The organism is Paenarthrobacter sp. C1, assembly GCF_049315185.1.
In the GTDB taxonomy this organism is placed as follows: Bacteria; Actinomycetota; Actinomycetes; order Actinomycetales; family Micrococcaceae; genus Arthrobacter; species Arthrobacter nicotinovorans.
The window spans coordinates 2,891,824-2,908,232 of sequence record NZ_CP186052.1 but is presented as its reverse complement, the minus strand read 5'-3'; the positions used below and the strand labels follow the sequence as shown (position 1 = coordinate 2,908,232).

Annotated in this window: 11 protein-coding genes and 1 riboswitch; of the genes, 8 read left to right on the top strand and 3 right to left on the bottom strand. The window is 64.0% G+C overall.

The window, feature by feature from the left end:
* Positions 1 to 230 precede the first annotated feature (230 nt).
* Positions 231 to 3,809, top strand: coding sequence for a chromosome segregation protein SMC (gene smc, locus ACNAOU_RS13635; protein WP_416430213.1), 3,579 nt, complete (start codon positions 231 to 233; stop codon positions 3,807 to 3,809).
* 20 nt (positions 3,810 to 3,829) lie between these two features.
* A complete protein-coding gene (ftsY, locus tag ACNAOU_RS13630; protein WP_018776218.1) occupies positions 3,830 to 5,035 on the top strand; it encodes a signal recognition particle-docking protein FtsY in 1,206 nt (401 codons plus the stop codon).
* A gap of 96 nt (positions 5,036 to 5,131) precedes the next feature.
* Here the strand turns inward: ftsY and ACNAOU_RS13625 are convergent, their stop codons facing one another.
* Positions 5,132 to 6,352 carry an MFS transporter gene (locus ACNAOU_RS13625; RefSeq protein ID WP_193590648.1) on the bottom strand — a complete coding sequence of 407 codons (1,221 nt, stop codon included), beginning with the start codon at positions 6,350 to 6,352 and terminating at the stop codon, positions 5,132 to 5,134.
* 262 nt (positions 6,353 to 6,614) lie between these two features.
* Here ACNAOU_RS13625 and ACNAOU_RS13620 point away from each other — a divergent pair, with 262 nt between their 5' ends.
* The gene (locus ACNAOU_RS13620) at positions 6,615 to 7,946 is read left to right on the top strand and encodes an ammonium transporter (protein ID WP_018776216.1); all 1,332 of its coding nucleotides are present in this window, start codon (positions 6,615 to 6,617) and stop codon (positions 7,944 to 7,946) included.
* Entirely contained in the window at positions 7,943 to 8,281 is a 339-nt protein-coding gene (locus ACNAOU_RS13615) for a P-II family nitrogen regulator (RefSeq protein WP_017199639.1), read from the top strand. The genes ACNAOU_RS13620 and ACNAOU_RS13615 overlap by 4 nt, the downstream gene beginning before the upstream one ends.
* A 99-nt stretch (positions 8,282 to 8,380) precedes the next feature.
* Here the strand turns inward: ACNAOU_RS13615 and ACNAOU_RS13610 are convergent, their stop codons facing one another.
* Positions 8,381 to 9,781 (bottom strand): glucose-6-phosphate dehydrogenase, encoded by a 1,401-nt coding sequence (locus ACNAOU_RS13610; RefSeq protein ID WP_413306061.1) that lies wholly within the window; start codon positions 9,779 to 9,781, stop codon positions 8,381 to 8,383.
* Between the two features lie 111 nt (positions 9,782 to 9,892).
* On the opposite strand from ACNAOU_RS13610, the gene ffh reads away from it, so the two are divergent.
* Together ffh and ACNAOU_RS13600 are read left to right on the top strand one after the other, a co-directional pair.
* The gene (ffh, locus tag ACNAOU_RS13605) at positions 9,893 to 11,473 is read left to right on the top strand and encodes a signal recognition particle protein (protein WP_018776214.1); all 1,581 of its coding nucleotides are present in this window, start codon (positions 9,893 to 9,895) and stop codon (positions 11,471 to 11,473) included.
* 64 nt (positions 11,474 to 11,537) lie between these two features.
* Positions 11,538 to 12,260, top strand: a complete 723-nt coding sequence (locus ACNAOU_RS13600) for an alpha/beta fold hydrolase (RefSeq protein WP_039241905.1) — start codon at positions 11,538 to 11,540, stop codon at positions 12,258 to 12,260.
* On the opposite strand, the gene thiC is transcribed toward ACNAOU_RS13600, so the two are convergent.
* The gene (thiC, locus tag ACNAOU_RS13595) at positions 12,243 to 14,102 is read right to left on the bottom strand and encodes a phosphomethylpyrimidine synthase ThiC (protein WP_413306067.1); all 1,860 of its coding nucleotides are present in this window, start codon (positions 14,100 to 14,102) and stop codon (positions 12,243 to 12,245) included. The genes ACNAOU_RS13600 and thiC overlap by 18 nt on opposite strands.
* A riboswitch (TPP riboswitch) is annotated at positions 14,098 to 14,205 on the bottom strand. Its footprint overlaps the gene before it by 5 nt.
* An 84-nt stretch (positions 14,206 to 14,289) precedes the next feature.
* Between thiC and ACNAOU_RS13590 the strand changes: the two genes are divergently transcribed.
* Positions 14,290 to 15,372 carry an amidohydrolase family protein gene (locus ACNAOU_RS13590; protein ID WP_422757077.1) on the top strand — a complete coding sequence of 361 codons (1,083 nt, stop codon included), beginning with the start codon at positions 14,290 to 14,292 and terminating at the stop codon, positions 15,370 to 15,372.
* A gap of 92 nt (positions 15,373 to 15,464) precedes the next feature.
* Positions 15,465 to 16,337: a VOC family protein gene (locus ACNAOU_RS13585; protein WP_422757075.1), complete on the top strand. Its 873-nt coding sequence runs from the start codon at positions 15,465 to 15,467 to the stop codon at positions 16,335 to 16,337.
* The last annotated feature ends 72 nt before the right edge of the window (positions 16,338 to 16,409 follow it).

The window sequence follows — 16,409 nt, the reverse complement described above, 5'->3', positions numbered from 1 at the left end:
CTTGTGGACAGGCGTTCCTACTACGGGACCGGATCCAGCCAAAGCCGAACAGAAGTTCAAGCCGAGGCCGGATCACCGGAACGAATCCACCAAGTAACCCTTGGCAGGAGTGTAGGGGTGCGGCATCCCTGCCGCAAGGCTTTCCCGCTGCAGATCCGTGGATTTCACGTAAACGGCAGTAGATTTAGGGGGACACAAACACCCGGGCCACCCAGGAGAACCGAAGCGCCTTGCATTTGAAAAGTTTGACCGTCCGCGGATTCAAGTCGTTTGCGTCGGCCACGACGTTCGACTTCGAGCCCGGCGTCACTGCCGTCGTCGGTCCCAATGGATCCGGCAAATCCAACGTGGTGGACGCGCTGGCCTGGGTCATGGGCGAGCAGGGCGCAAAAACACTGCGCGGCGGAAAAATGGAAGACGTCATCTTCGCCGGAACCTCGGGCCGCCCGCCACTTGGCAGGGCCCATGTGTCGCTGACCATCGACAACGCGGACAACGCGCTTCCCATCGAGTACAGCGAAGTAACCATTTCCCGCACCCTCTTTCGCGCCGGTGGTTCCGAATACGCCATCAACGGTGCGCCGTGCCGGCTGCTGGACATCCAGGAACTCCTCTCGGATTCCGGTCTCGGCCGGGAAATGCACGTGATTGTTGGCCAAGGCCAACTGGACCGCGTCCTACACGCTACGCCCGAAGACCGCCGGGGCTTCATCGAAGAAGCCGCAGGCATCCTCAAGCACCGGCGGCGCAAAGAAAAAACAGTGCGCAAGCTGGAGGCCATGCAGGCCAACCTGGCACGGCTCAGTGACCTCACCGCCGAAATCCGTCGGCAACTGACCCCCTTGGGGAAACAGGCCGAAATCGCCCGCCGCGCCCAAACCGTCCAGTTCGACGTACGCGACGCCCGCGCCCGTCTCCTTGCCGACGACCTCGTACAACTGACAACCACCCTGGAACAGGACGTCGCCGACGAAGCCGCGCTCAAGGAACGCCGCCAGGTAGTCGAAGCCGGGCTGGGCGTGGGACGGCGACGGCAAGCAGAGCTGGAACAGCACGCCGCAGAAGCAACCCCCCGCCTCAACGCCGCCCGCGATACCTGGTACCAGCTCTCCGCCGGCAGGGAGCGTCTGCGTTCGCTGGGTTCGCTGGCCGCTGAACGGCGGCGCCTGCTGGGCTCCTCCGAAACTGCACCCGAATCGGGGCGCGATCCGGAACACCTCGAGCGCCAGGCCGCCAGGGTCCGCGAGGAACAAGCAGCCCTGGAACACGACATCCTGGCAAAACAGGCCGCACTGCTTGAAGCCACCGTCGCCAAGGACGCAGCCGAAGCACTCGCAGCCGCCGAAGACAAACGCCTCACAGTCATGTTGCGAGCTGCAGCCGACCGCCGCGAGGGGCTTGCCCGTCTCGCCGGCCAGCTTGCTGCCGCACGGTCCCGGGCAGAGGCAGCCGAGGCCGAGCGCGGCAGGTTGCGGGAGTCGCTGGGGGCCGGAGATGAGCGGCGTAGAAAGGCGCAAAGCGAGTTCGCCGCCCTTGAAGCGCAAGTCGCCGGCGTCGAGGACGGCGAGGAAAGCCTGGATGCCGAATACGAGGAAGCAAGCGCGGCGCTGGACGGAGTACTTGCCGAAATTGAAGAACTCAAGGCTTCCGAGCGGGAGGCAGTCCGTGAGCGGGACGCCCTGACGGCCCGGCGGGATGCGCTTCAGCTCGGACTCAACCGCAAAGATGGCTCCGGGCACCTGCTGACGGCCGAAGGAGTACTCGGTCCGCTGGCGGGTTTGATCAGCATCGAGCCCGGCTGCGAGGCCGCCATTGCCGCGGCCCTGGGCAGCGCCTCGGATGCCCTGGTGGTTGCCGGTGCCGACGCCGCCGTTGCTGCCTTGGGTCTGTTGAAGAAGGACGACGCCGGTCGTGCGGCGTTGCTCTTGGCCGGCGGTTTCGCCGAAGAAGACGACGCCCGGACCGCCGTCGAACTGCCTGCGGGATGCCGCCGGGCTGTCGACGTCGTAAAAATAGCCGACCCGGCGGGCCACGGTGCCCTCGGACTCCTGGCCAATACCGTCGTGGTCGATGACCTCCGCACGGCGGCGGCGCTGGTCGCGGACCACCCTGAAGTGAAGGCAGTCACCACCGACGGTGACGTTTTTACCGCCGTGACCGTCCTTGGCGGCTCAGCCACCGCACCATCGCTTCTTGAAGTCCAGGCCGCAGTGGACGACGCCGATGCCCGCCTTCATGAGGTCACCGCCCGGCTGGAGCGTGGCCGTTTCGCCCTCGCCGGGGCCCAGGCCCGCCGCGCCGAAGCGCAGGACCGTGCCGATGCCGCACTGGAAAGACTGCATGAGTCCGACGCGCGGCTTGCTGCTGTCGCCGAACGCCTGGGCCACCTGAATTCTGTTCTGCGCAGCGCAGTGGGCGAAAGCGATCGTCTGGCGGCCTCCATGGCCAAGGCTGAAGCAAATATTGCGGAGGCGCAGCTGGATCTGGAAGTTGCTGCCGAGCGCCTTGCTGCCGCCCAGGAAGTCCCTGACGAGGAACCCTCCACCGACCAGCGGGATGAACTTGCCGCTGAGGCGAGGACGGCCCGCGCCCTGGAGACGGAAGCCCGGCTGGCGCTTCGCACTGCCGAAGAGCAACTTGGCGCGGTCAGCAACCGGGCTGCCTCCCTGGAGCGGGCTGCAGCCACCGAACGCCGTGCGCGTGAGGAGGCTGCACGACGGGCCCAGCGTCGCAGGGCACAGGCCCAGCGTGCTGCCGCTGTTGTTTCGGCGGTCGAACAGACTCTGCGCTACGTGGACGTCTCGGTGGAGGTGGCTGCCGATGAACGGGACCAGGCCGAGCAGAAACGCGAACTCCTTGAAAAAGAGCTTTCGGACGTCCGCTCGGGCAACGAGGCCCTGGCACGCGAGCTTGCCGAACTGACCGATTCGGTGCATCGGGATGAGATGGCACGGACACAACAGCGGCTGCGGATCGAGGCCTTGGAAAGCCGGGCAATCGAGGAACTGGGACTTTCCGCTGAGCAGCTCATTGCCGACTACGGCCCGGACCGGCCGGTTCCGCTTCCCGCCGGATCCACCACGGACAAATGGGCCGAACTGCGGGCCCCCGTCGACGAAAACGGCGAACCTGTGGTGGAAGGTGTTCCCTTTGTCCGGGCGGAGCAGGAGAAGCGGCTGAAGAAGGCCGAGCGCGAGCTGGCAGCCCTGGGCAAAGTGAACCCGCTGGCGCTCGAGGAGTTTGCAGCCCTGGAAGAGCGGCACCAGTTCCTGAGCTCGCAGTTGGAAGATCTCAAGTCCAGCCGGAAAGACCTGCTGGACATCATCAAAGAGGTGGACAAACGCGTCCAGCAGGTCTTCACGGAAGCTTTCGCGGACACCTCAGCCCAGTTCGACCACGTCTTTGCCAGGCTCTTCCCCGGTGGCGAGGGAAAGCTGGTTCTTACTGATCCGGATGACATGTTGACCACGGGCATCGAGGTAGAGGCCCGTCCCGCCGGGAAGAAGATCAAGAGGCTTTCACTGCTTTCAGGTGGTGAGCGCTCCCTGACTGCTGTCGCACTGCTGGTTGCCATCTTCAAGGCGAGGCCTTCACCGTTCTATGTCATGGACGAAGTCGAAGCGGCGCTGGATGACACCAACCTGGGCCGGCTCATCACCATCTTTGAAGAATTGCGGGAGTCCAGCCAGCTCATCGTGATCACCCACCAAAAGCGCACCATGGAAGTGGCCGATGCCCTCTACGGTGTGACGATGCGCGGTGATGGCGTGTCAACCGTCATCAGCCAGAGGCTCGGTGCCGGGGCTTAGCTTTATGAGAAGGTAGGGGAGTGAACGATTTCCTACCCATAATTCTGTCCATTCTCGCTGCGCTCGTAGTGGTCGGCGGACTCGTGCCGGTATTGATGAAGGCCCGCAAATCGGGCGCAAAATACCCCGGAACGCGAGATGCGAACGATCCTTTGCAGTCGTCGGCAGCAGGCGGCGGAACCCTTGTGGAGGACCGCCCGGATGCGGCTAAGGCACCGGCCCCGACCTTTGACGGAACAGTCGAAGGCACGGATGTTCCGGACGACGCCGCAGGGCTCGAAACCATCGCCATCGACACCCCGGCGCCGGTCGAAGGGCGCCTGACCCGCCTGCGCGCCCGCCTGGTCAAGTCCAACAACATCCTCGGCAAGGGCCTGCTGGCCTTGCTGTCCGGCGACAAGATCGACGAGAACGTCTGGGATGAGGTGGAGGAAACCCTTCTCCTGGCCGATCTCGGCACCGAGCCCACCATGCAGTTGGTTGATGCATTGCGTGAGCGTGTCAAAGTCCTGGGCACCCGCAGCCCCGAAGACGTCAAGGCCATGCTCAGGGAAGAGCTCATCAAGCTGGTTGATCCCGGGATGGACCGTTCACTGAACGTCGAACGCAAAGGCGACCGTCCCGCCGTCGTGCTTGTTGTCGGTGTGAACGGCGTCGGCAAGACCACCACCGTGGGCAAGCTGGCGCGTGTCCTGGTGGCCGAAGACAAGGACGTGCTGCTCGGTGCTGCTGACACCTTCCGTGCCGCCGCGGCTGAGCAGCTGGCCACGTGGGGACAGCGCGTGGGTGTGCCCACGGTCAAGTCCGACATCGACGGCGCGGACCCCGCCTCGGTTGCCTACGAGGCCGTGAAGGCAGGCATCGACCAGGAGGTCGATGTGGTCATGGTGGACACGGCAGGACGCCTGCAAAACAAGACCGGCCTCATGGATGAGCTGGGCAAGGTGAAGCGGGTCATCGAGAAGCTGGCGGAGGTGGACGAGGTCCTGCTGGTACTGGACGCCACCACCGGCCAGAACGGACTCAACCAGGCACGGGTTTTTGCTGAAGTGGTCAACATCACCGGCATCGTGCTGACCAAGCTCGACGGCACGGCCAAGGGCGGCATCGTTGTCGCCATCCAGAAGTCCCTCGGCGTTCCGGTAAAGCTGATCGGCCTGGGTGAAGGCCCGGACGACCTTGCACCCTTCGAAGCGGAAAGTTTCGTTGACGCACTGCTCAACTAAACAGCGGAACAGCTGAAGAGCTCCAGCCAAACAGAACTCCCACTGGACTGGCCGGCAGCAGTGGTTGACCCGAAACCGGGCAACCTCGGCCGCCGGTCAGTTCCTGGGTTTAAGGGGTTCCCTTGCAGGCAGCCACGCTGCCGCGGTGACCAACAGCACCGCACCCGTCAGGCCGAACGCCCAGCCATAGCCCAAGCGGTCGGCGATCAGGCCGGCAACCACCGGGCCGATGATTGCGCCAGTATCGGCAGCCATCTGGAAGACGGCAAGCACCTTGCCGCCCGAGCGTCCCCTTCCAATGACATCGGCGACGGCGGCCTGCTGCGCCGGCCCCAGCAATCCGGAGCCGAAGCCTGCTATGGCGGAGGCGATGAAGAAAGCAGCCAGATCCGTGGTCAGGCCGATGAGCCCTGTGGCCAGTCCAGTGATGACCAGGCCAGGGATCAGCAGGCGTTTTCGTCCCCAGGCATCTGCCAGGCGGCCGGAGAACGTCAGGGCAAGGGCATTTCCGACGGCGAACACGGCCAGTGCCCACGCCGCGGTTTCCGGACGTGAATCCAGGACGGCCACAGCAAAGAGCGGGATGGTAGCCATGCGGACGCCGAACGTCACCCAGCCGTTGCCGAAGCTGGAAAAAACCGCGGCGCGGTAGGCGGAGTCGGACAGCGCCTCTTTCAAAGCCATTGCGGGTGCCGGTCCCGCCTCTTGGGCGGCATTGCCGTCACCTCGGAGCATTGTCCGGACCACCAGGGCAGCAACAAGGAGCGCTCCGGCATAGGCCAGGAAGGGAACCCTCAGCCCGAAACCTGCCAGCAAGCCACCCACCACCGGCCCCAGGACGCTGCCAATCAGGAACGCCGAAGCATAGGCGCCTGATACCCTGCCACGCCGTTCCGGCGGTGCGAGCCGGATGAGCAGTCCCATGGCCGCAACGGTAAACATCACCGAGCCGGCCCCGCCGAGTCCGCGGAAGATCAGCAGCTGCCAGTAGTCCTGGGCAAACGCGCAGGCTGCGGTGGATACGGCAACGATCAAAAGGCCGGAGACGTACACGTTCCGTTCCCCGAACCGTCCGATCAATGCCCCGCCCGCCGGTGCGAAGACCAGCCGCATGAAAGCGAAGATGCTCACGATCACGGCAGCCGCGGTGGCACCGACGTCGAAGGTCGTGGCGAATTGCGGCAGAACGGGAGCGACCAGCCCGAATCCCAAGGCGATCAGGAACGCGGCAGCCAACATCACCTTGATGTCCCGTGGCAAGGGCGCCTTTTCCTGCCGGATCCTTGGAACTTTGGTGGATCGGGACGACTGGGTCATTCGGGGCTGGTCCTTCTGGTGGGTTTTTGGCACTTCTGCGCTGCGACGGGGTTGAGCTGGGCAATTCCTGTGAAGTCTGACGCCTGAAACATATCCGTAACATCGGAGATATGCACCATTTACGTTGGGGAGGTTGTTGTAACCGGCCCGCAATATAAATCCAGCGCAGGTGAAACACGGCGGCACAAAACTCTTAAGCAGGACGCAAAAGGCGTCAGGACAGCGGTTGAACCGCAGATCTAGCAAGAGAGGAACGTGCACCATGGAACTTACCGCAGGTCACGTATGGGTCATGGTGGCGGCGGCGCTTGTGCTGTTCATGACACCTGGTCTGGCATTTTTCTACGGCGGCATGACACGCGCCAAAGCAGCCCTGAACATGATGATGATGAGCTTCATCTCCATCGGCATCGTCGGGGTCGTCTGGGTGATGTGGGGCGCATCGATGAGCTCCGGGGAAGGTTTCCTGGAGATCGTGGGCAACCCGTTCGCTTCGTTCGGTCTTATCGGAGTTGAAACCACCCCGGACGCGATGATCAAGATTGGCTACGCAGCTACGTTCGCCATCATCACCGTCGCCCTCATCAGCGGTGCGATCGCAGACCGTGCCAAGTTTGGTGCCTGGAGCATCTTCGTTCCGGTCTGGGTCACCCTGGTCTACTGCCCACTGGCCTACATGGTCTGGGGTGGAGGCTTGTTCGGCCCCGAAGGCGCAATCGGCAAGGCCCTCGGCCCGGCCATCGACTTCGCCGGCGGCACCGTGGTTCACATCAACGCCGGTGTTGCAGCTCTCGTCCTGGTCCTCATCATTGGCAACCGCCGCGGTTTCGGCAAGGACCCCAACCACCGTCCCCACAACATCCCGTTCGTCATGCTCGGTGCTGCAGTTCTGTGGTTTGGCTGGTTCGGCTTCAATGGCGGCGCAGCTACCACTGCGGAACAGGCGGGCCTGATCTGGATCAACACCCTGGCAGCACCCGCGGCAGCCATGATCGGCTGGCTCATCACGGAACGTATCCGCGACGGCCACCCGACATCGCTCGGCGCAGCGTCCGGTGTAGTCGCCGGTTTGGTAGCCATCACCCCTGCCTGCGCAAACGTTGATCCCATCGGCGCCCTGGCGCTCGGTGTGGTTGCCGGTGTGGCCTCTGCCCTTGCTGTCGGCCTGAAGTTCCGCTGGGGCTTCGATGACTCTTTGGACGTCGTGGGAGTCCACCTCGTCTCCGGAATCATCGGCACCGTGGCCCTTGGCTTCATCGCCAAGTCCGTGGACGGAGTTGGAGGCGGCCTCTTCTACGGCGGAGGATGGACCCAGATGTGGGCACAGCTTGCTGCGGCCGGCATTGCCATCGCGTTCTCGGCTGTCATGACGGCCATCATCGCCTTCGCCATCCACAAGACCATGGGCTTCCGGGTTTCCACGGAACAGGAGAACGTGGGCGTTGACCTCAGCCTCCACGCTGAGACCGCTTACGAGTTCGGCATCAACGGCCACGGCGGCAGCTTCCAGCCGCTGCACGAGGCCATGACCGGCAAGTCGGAAACCACCGCAACCAAGGCACCCGCAGAGGGCAAGGAGAGTGTCCAGGCATGAAGCTCATCACAGCGATCGTTCGTCCCGAAAAGCTTGAAGCGGTCCGTGAAGGCCTCGAAGCCTACGGAGTCCAGGGCCTGACGGTCAGCGCGGCCAGTGGTTATGGCCGGCAGCGCGGCTATACCGAGGTATACCGCGGAGCTGAGTACAACGTGGATTTGCTGCCCAAGATCCGGATCGAGGTTCTCGCCACCGACGAGCAGGCGGACGACATCCTGGATGTCCTCATTGCCAGCTCGAATACCGGACGCGCAGGTGACGGCAAGGTATGGACCGTGGACGTTTATGAAGCGGTCCGGGTCCGGACCGGCGAACGTGGCGCAGCCGCAATCTAGGACAGCAACACAGTAGCCAGGACAGCAGCACCGTCCAGGTGATGGCAAAGCGGGCCGGGTACCCCTCAAGGTATCCGGCCCGCTTTGCGCTGCGCTGACCTAGTTGTCGACGGCGGTGGGCCAGCCCGCCGGACCCTCGCTCCCGGCGTCGTATTCTTCCAGCGGCACCTCGCCGTCCGCCCAGGCCCGAAGGACCGGCTCGATGATCCGCCAGCAGTCTTCGGCGGTGTCGCCGCGGACGGACAGCAGGGGATCGCCGGTGAGGATTCCTTCCAGGACTTCGCCGTAGGGCAGCATTCCCGCTGCGCTCAGTTCTGCCATGAGGGTCGCGCGGTCCAGCGTGAAGATGTTTCCGGGCCCATTGACATCGACATGGAGCTCCAAGGTGTCCGGCCCGAAACCAATCCGTAGTTGGTTGGGGGAGTCCACGCCCGTAAAGCCCACCGGCAGCTGGGGAACCGGCCGGAAGGTGATGACAGCCTCCTTCCGGCGTTCTCCCATGGCTTTTCCGGACCGGAGGATGAACGGGACGCCCTTCCACCGCCAGTTATCAATGTCCACCTGGACTTCGGCCAGGGTTTCGGTGTTGCGCCCGGGATCCACGCCTTGTTCAGCGGCGTAGTCGGGGACTGTACGTTCGCCGAGGGTTCCGGCGGTGTACCTGGCCCGCCGTGTGGAGGCATCGAAGGGGGCTTTGATGCTGCTGGCGCGCAGCACGGTTGCCACAGCGTCACGGAGATCGCGTTCTTCGATGGTGGCCGGGGCATCGATGGCCAGGAAAGCCATGATGTGCAGGAGATGGCTTTGGATCATGTCACGCAGGGCACCGGCAGCGTCGTAGTAACGCGCCCGTCCTTCGAGGGCCAGGTCTTCGTCGAAGACGATTTCCACCTTTTCGACGTGCTCACGGTTCCAGACGGGTTCCAGGAATCTGTTGGCGAAGCGTAGGCCCAGGATATTCAGGACTGTCGCCTTGCCCAGGAAGTGGTCCACGCGGTGGATGTGGTCCTCGGGCACCAGGGCCGCCAGGGTCTTGTTCAGTTCACGCGCTGATTCAGTGCCCGAGCCGAAGGGCTTCTCCATCACCAGGCGCGTGCCGGCCGGCACCTGCTCACGCCGCAGTATTTCGCAGGCCTTCTGGCTGACGTGGGGAGGCAGTGCAAAGTACACGGCGACCGGCCCCTCCAGCTGCGCCAGCAGTTCGGCCAGGGGGCCATCCGCTGTCACATCCACCTGGTGGTATTCGGTACTTTCGGCAACTGCGGCCAACGCCGCGCGTCCGGCAGTATCGGCGGACTCCGACGCCGCCTCGAAGGCGCCCTTGACCCGTTCCTGCCATTGATCCGGTGACCACGGGTCCGAACCGGCGCCCACCAGCCTCAGTCCGGGGGCACGGCCGGCCGCCAGGAGTCCGGCTAGTCCGGGCAGGAGCAGCCTGCCTGTCAGGTCCCCGGACGCGCCGAGGATGAGCAACGTTTTTACAGTTGTTTTACTGGTCACTGTGCCAGCATGCCACCTTGCCAGCGTGACTTGGTACCCTAGATAGTCGAGTCCCGTGGTTAACGCCGGACCGGCCACCATTCGTAGACCATCGAAAGAAGTGCGCGGCGCGTGTTCAATTCACTCTCTGACCGGTTGACAGCAACCTTCAAGAACCTCCGTGGCAAGGGCCGCCTCACCGAGGCTGACGTCGATGCCACCGTCCGAGAGATCCGCCGTGCCCTCCTGGACGCGGACGTCGCAGTGTCCGTGGTCCGCGAGTTCACAGGCCGCATCCGTGAACGCGCCCTGGGTGCCGAGGTTTCGGGAGCGCTGAACCCGAGCCAGCAGATCGTCAAGATCGTCAATGAGGAACTCAAAGAGATCCTCGGCGGCGAGACCCGCCGCATACGCCTGGCCAAAACCGGCCCCACCATCATCATGCTGGCCGGCCTTCAGGGTGCCGGTAAGACCACCCTCGCAGGCAAGCTCTCCAAGTGGCTCAAGGCCCAGGGCCACAGCCCCATGCTGGTGGCGTGCGACCTTCAGCGCCCCAACGCAGTGACCCAGCTCCAGGTAGTTGGCCAGCGCGCCGGTGTCCCGGTGTTCGCCCCGCACCCGGGTGCCACCTCCGAACTTGAGCACCCCGCCGGTGACCCGGTTGCGGTAGCCAAGGCCGGCGTCGAGGAAGCCCGCCAGAAGCTTCACGACGTCGTGATCGTGGACACCGCCGGCCGCCTCGGCGTGGACGCCGAGATGATGGACCAGGCCCGTCGCATCCGCCAGGCGATCATTCCCAACGAAGTCCTTTTTGTCATCGACTCCATGATCGGCCAGGACGCCGTCAACACGGCGATGGCGTTCGATGAAGGCGTCAACTTCACCGGCATCGTGCTTTCGAAGCTCGACGGCGACGCCCGCGGTGGTGCCGCACTTTCCGTTGCGTCGGTCACCGGTAAGCCGGTCATGTTCGCGTCAACGGGCGAAGGCCTTGACGATTTCGAACTCTTCCACCCGGACCGGATGGCTTCCCGCATCCTGGACATGGGTGACGTACTTACCCTGATCGAACAGGCTGAGAAGGCGTGGGACAAGGACGAAGCAGCCCGGATGGCGAAGAAATTCGCCGACCAGGAAGACTTCACCCTTGACGACTTTCTGGCCCAGATGCAGCAGATCCGCAACATGGGCTCCATGAAGAAGATGCTCATGATGATGCCGGGTGCGCAGAACATCCGCCAGCAGCTTGAGAACTTCGACGAAAAAGAGATCGACCGCGTCGAAGCGATCGTCCGTTCCATGACCCCGCACGAGCGTGTGGCTCCCAAGATCATCAACGGCTCACGCCGCGCCCGTATCGCCAAGGGTTCAGGTGTCCATGTTTCCGAGGTCAACGGCCTGCTGGAGCGTTTCGCCCAGGCGCAGAAGATGATGAAGAAGCTGGCCCAGGGCGGCGGCATGCCGGGCATGCCCGGAATGCCCGGCCTCGGTGGTCCCGGTGGAGGACGCAAGAACGGGAAGAACGCGCCCAAGAAGAAGGCACGGTCGGGCAACCCGGCCAAGGCTGCCCAGGAGCTGCGTGACGCAGAGGCCAAGCGGGCCAATGCGGCCTCGGCGGCTCCCACAGGCGCGGCCTTCGGCCAGGGCGCAGCGGACTTCGACCCGTCCTCGCTCAACCTTCCCAAGGGTTTCGACAAGTTCCTCGGTAAATAACCGTGCCGACATCCCGGCCCCGCGTCGGAGCCGGGATGTCAGAGCCGTCGAATAGGCTGAACCAATGCATAAGCAGCGCGTAGTCTTCCTTCACGGCCTGGGCAGTTTTGGTGCTGCGGCCTGGCCGAAGCAGCACGGCATGGCGCTTGGCTATGATGCACTTTTTCTCCGGAGGCACGGTTTTGATCCGGTCGCGGAACCGGCGGAATCCAACGTCGCTGCCGACGTCGCCATCGTGATTGGTGCCTTGGCTGATTCAGGGGGCGGCCACGTCGTGGCGCACGAGCAAGGCGCGATCTCCGCCATGTTGGCGGCCGTTGAGCGCCCTGATCTTGTGCATTCGCTTTCCTTGGTGGAGCCCGCCTGTTTGTCCCTGACTGCTGAGCTTCCCGCTACCGCTTCATATCGGGCGCTGATGGAACCGCTGTTTGAGGTGCGGGGCCAGCTCAACGACGCCGATTACCAGCGTGAGTATTTCCTCCGCGCGTTTTCCGCCGAAACGGGAGGGCTCGACTCTCCCGAGGCCCGGCGTTCTGCCCGCAGGCTCCGGCTCCAAGCTCCGCCGTGGGAAGCTCCACTGCACATTGTTCCTGGTGTTCCCACCCTGGTTCTTACGGGTGGTTGGGAGCCGCTGTACGAGGAAATCGCCGCGTACCTCCAGGAGACCGGTGCCCTCCGCCGTGTGGCAGCAGGCGGGCACCGGCCCCAGGACTCACCCGACGGCGATCACATCATCCGCTCGTTCGTCGCAGAGGTGGGACGGGCCAGGTCAGTTCAGGCTTCCTGACTGCGTGGTCCCATCGATCGGCTCCGGCGTCCGTGCGGAGGCCACCTGGAGCTCCGGCAGGTAGACCTTTCCACCGGAGGCGAGGAACTCCGCACTCTTTTCCCGCATCCCGCTGTACATTCCGGCGATCGCCGCTTGGGATTCTGCTGAACCGTATTCGTCGCGGATGTCCTGGCTGATGCGCATGGAACAGAACTTGGGCCCGCACATTGAGCAGAAGTGCGCCGTTTTGGCGGGTTCGGCCGGCAGCGTTTCATCGTGGAACGACTCGGCCGTCACAGGATCGAGGGAGAGGGCAAACTGGTCCCTCCACCGGAACTCGAAGCGCGCCTTGGAAAGTGCGTCGTCGCGCTCATGTGCGCCGGGGTGCCCCTTGGCAAGGTCCGCCGCGTGCGCCGCGATCTTATACGTGATCACCCCTGTTTTGACATCGTCTTTGTTGGGTAGGCCCAGGTGTTCCTTGGGCGTGACGTAGCAGAGCATGGCCGTACCGTAGCGGGCGATCTCCGTGGCACCGATGGCTGAGGTGATGTGGTCGTAGCCGGGGGCGACGTCGGTGACCAGCGGACCCAGGGTGTAGAACGGTGCCCCTTTGCAGAGTTCCTGCTGCCGTTCCACATTTTCGCGGACCAGGTGGAACGGGATATGCCCGGGACCTTCCACCATCACCTGCACGTCGAATTCCCAGGCGCGCTGTGTGAGTTCGGCCAGGGTGTCCAGTTCCGCGAATTGTGCGGCGTCGTTGGCGTCAGCGGTAGCGCCGGGACGCAGGCCGTCGCCGAGGGAAAACGCGACGTCGTACTTGGCAAAAATTTCGCACAACTCGTCGAAGTGCGTGTACAGGAAGTTCTCCTGGTGGTGGGCCAGGCACCACCCCGCCATGATGGACCCGCCACGGGAAACTATGCCTGTCACGCGGTTGGCGGTCAGCGGTACGTACCTGAGCAGTACACCGGCATGGATCGTCATGTAGTCCACGCCTTGCTCGCACTGTTCGATCACTGTGTCACGGAAGATTTCCCACGTGAGCTTGTTGGCTTCTCCATTGACCTTTTCCAGCGCCTGGTAGATGGGAACGGTGCCGATCGGAACAGGGGAGTTGCGGATCAGCCACTCGCGGGTGGTGTGGATGTCGTCGCCGGTTGACAAGTCCATGACGGTGTCCGCGCCCCACTGCGTAGCCCACTGAAGCTTGTCCACTTCTTCGGCAATTGAACTGGTGACGGCCGAATTGCCGATGTTGGCGTTGATCTTCACCAGGAAGGCCTTGCCGATAATCATGGGCTCGGATTCGGGGTGGTTGATGTTGTTGGGAATGATCGCGCGGCCGGCGGCGACTTCGCTGCGGACCAGTTCGACATCGCAATTCTCGCGCAGCGCCACGAAACGCATCTCAGGCGTTACCTGGCCTTGCCGTGCGTAGTGCATCTGGGTGACGGTCTTACCCTCGACGGCGCGCCGAGGCACCGGTTGCGCGCCCTTCCACTCGGCTGAGGCGGCCCCGCGGCGAACAGCCGACTTGCCGTCGTCGAGCAGGTTCCGTTCGCGGCCGGAATAGGCCTCAGTGTCGCCGCGGGACTCGATCCATGCGGCCCGGAACGGTTCCAGGCCCACGACCGGATCGCTGCCCGGGCCTGCCGTCCGGTACACCTGCAGTGGTGCGTTGGCTTGGCCATTGGGGGAGGGCTCCAGCGCGATTTCCGTGACGGGGACGCGGATTCCGGCATCATGGTCTTCAAGCCATGCCAGCGAATGGGACCTCAGGGACTGCGTAACAGGCTCGTTTTGGGCAGGGCTGGACTCGCTTTGGGCAGGGCTGTGCTGTGTTTTGGTGGTGCTCAAAGGATTACTCACTTCCTTCGCCGGCATTACCCGGACAGGTTCAACGGTCGCAGGCTGCCTCAGCCCGATCTCAGCCCCTGCAAGGGCCCCCGTGTGGTCGTAGACGAAGCTACCACAGCTGGCAGGGGGCGCCCAGTCACATCAGTCCGCCGAAGCCTGCCGCCCCGCTGCGGATTAGGCTTTTGCCATGGCCAACATCATTGAATTCAGCGGACCCGTGCTCGTGGCAGCAGATGACGTGCGCCAAGGAATGTGGTCTGTTGGGGGAGCGCTGACGTTTGAAAAACCGTCGTCCCCTCCCGACAAGGTACTGGACGGTTGGGTCCTGCCGGGTTTCGTGGATGCCCACTGCCATATCGGATTGGGCGCCGGTGGGGCCGTGGACGACGCCACCACCCTCGCGCAGGCCCAGGCCGACCTCGCTTCGGGAACCCTGCTGATCCGCGACTGCGGATCTCCCAGCGACACACGTTGGGTGCAGCAGCGGACGGACTTGCCCCGCATTATCAGGTCCGGCCGCCACATCGCCCGAAGCCGTCGGTACCTGCGCGGATTGGGCCATGAGATTGAACCGGAACAGCTGGTGGAGACCGTCCGTAAGGAGGCCCGCGACGGCGACGGTTGGGTGAAGCTCGTAGGCGACTGGATCGACCGGGGCATTGGCGACCTGGCGCCCTCTTTTCCGGCAAAGCTGGTCAAGGACGCCGTAGCTGCCGCCCACGAGGAAGGTGCCAGGGTCACGGCGCACTGCTTTGCGGAGGACACAATCGACGACATGCTGGATGCCAACATCGACTGCATCGAACATGCCACTGGCCTTCTGCCCCGGCACATCCCACGGCTGGTGGAGCAGTCAGTGCCGATCGTTCCCACGTTGGTGAACATTGCGACCTTTCCGGAGATCGCCGCCCAGGCGGCGCCAAAGTTCCCCGGGTACGCGGACCACATGACGCGGTTGTGGCAGCGCCGGCGTGAGCGGGTCCTTGAGGCTTTCGAGGCCGGGGTGGCGGTCTACGCGGGAACGGATGCGGGCAGCGTGATCAAGCACGGCCGCATCGCGGACGAAATGCATGAACTGCACGACGCCGGCCTGCCGCCCGCCGCGGTCCTGGATGCCGCTGCGTGGGGCGCCCGGAAGTGGCTGGGAGCCGACGCCATCAGCGAAGGCGCCAGTGCCGACGTCGTTCTCTGCCATGACGATCCCCGGCACGACCTACGGACGGTATCCGGGCTCAAGCACGTGGTCCTTCGCGGTGAACTCATGGGATGAGCGTCAAATGGTTGGGAATAAATTGAAGCTTCAAGTAATTTAGAGAAGTAGAACCTGCCGAAAGGCGGACACTTCAACACCGGGAGCTTCACATGTCCACATCATCCGCACAGGACCTTCTTCCTGCCGACCTCGCCATGGGCACTGTCATGCTCAAGGTCGGCGACATGAAAGTCATGAGTGACTACTACCAGCGTGCTTTGGGCCTTGTGGTCGTGGCCGAACAGGACGGCGGCCTCTACCTGGGCCGGGCAGGCAAGCCCGTGGTTCACCTGGCGCCGGCTGCGGGGCTCCAGATTCCGGGGCGGGGGGAAGCCGGGTTGTTCCACACCGCCATACTGTTCCAGGATCAGCCCTCACTGGCGGCCACCATCGCCACCGCTGCCGGATACGAACCCCGGGCGTTCGTGGGCAGCGCAGACCACCTGGTCAGCGAAGCGTTCTACTTCACCGACCCGGAAGGCAACGGCATCGAGCTTTACTACGACAAGCCCCGTGAAACCTGGCAGTGGGACGGCAAGAACGTCGTCATGGACAACGTGGCCCTCCCGCCGCAACGTTTCCTTCAGCAGCACCTGAGCGAAGAGGCCGTCACGGGCCAGCATCAGGCAGCGGCCGGTGTCGGGCACGTCCACCTTCAGGTGGGTGACGTCGCCACCGCCCAGGACTTCTACGTCGGGACCCTGGGCTTCGAGCGGACCGCGGGCTGGCACGGCCAAGCACTGTTCGTATCCGCCGGCGGCTATCACCACCACATGGCCATGAATGTCTGGAACAGCCGGGGTGCCGGCCCCCGCAAGGACACTCTTGGGCTGGGGGAAGTGTTGATCGAGGTTACATCCAGCGAGGATGTCGGGGCCTTGGCGGACCGTTTGCGCGTTGCCGGGGTGCAGAACCATCACACCGGCGCTGAACTGCAGTTCGAAGATCCGTGGCGGAACAAGCTTCGGGTGGCTGTTCGCTAGGCAGCATCCCGCCGGAGTACCCGTCGGTGCCCCGTGCTGCACTAGGCTGGGCAGTGACGGTTCGGGACCCTG